This is a genomic window from Mesorhizobium sp. M4B.F.Ca.ET.143.01.1.1 (assembly GCF_004792275.1).
In the GTDB taxonomy this organism is placed as follows: domain Bacteria; phylum Pseudomonadota; class Alphaproteobacteria; order Rhizobiales; family Rhizobiaceae; genus Mesorhizobium; species Mesorhizobium abyssinicae.
In genome coordinates this window covers 1-355 of sequence record NZ_SRSR01000176.1, presented here as the reverse complement: position 1 = coordinate 355, position 355 = coordinate 1, and the positions used below count along the sequence as shown (strand labels likewise).

Sequence of the window (355 nt, the reverse complement as noted above, 5' to 3'; positions counted from 1 at the left end):
GGATCGCCGGCGGCGCTGAAATCGATGTCACCGTGGTCGACAAGCCTGTCCGTCAAATCGAACCCGGTTTCGCTCCACATGCTGTAGGCATCGGAGAACAGCTCGGGACGGATTTTCGCCGGCGCCTGCGCCGCGCCCTTGGCAAACGATGAGTTGTCGTCGTGTGGAATTCCCAGAAGTGAAATCTTGGTCATCCGCGTCCAGCCTCCGTCAGGCGCGTTCAATAGACCCGGGAGTTGGCTGTCGGTAGCGATGATGTTTGGGCCAGGGGCGGTCAGACACCGTCATCTCCCGGCCTGGAGCCTTTGCCTGACCACGGCGACATGGAAATTCGTGCCGTGCAACAGCCCGTCAT

Annotated in this window: 1 protein-coding gene; it reads right to left on the bottom strand. The window is 60.8% G+C overall.

Annotation, left to right across the window (positions count from 1 at the left end; translation table 11 throughout):
* Nucleotides 1-194: arginase family protein (locus tag EN786_RS36505; protein WP_189524388.1), on the bottom strand; the 194-nt coding region annotated here is incomplete at its 3' end.
* Between the last annotated feature and the right edge of the window lie 161 nt (nucleotides 195-355).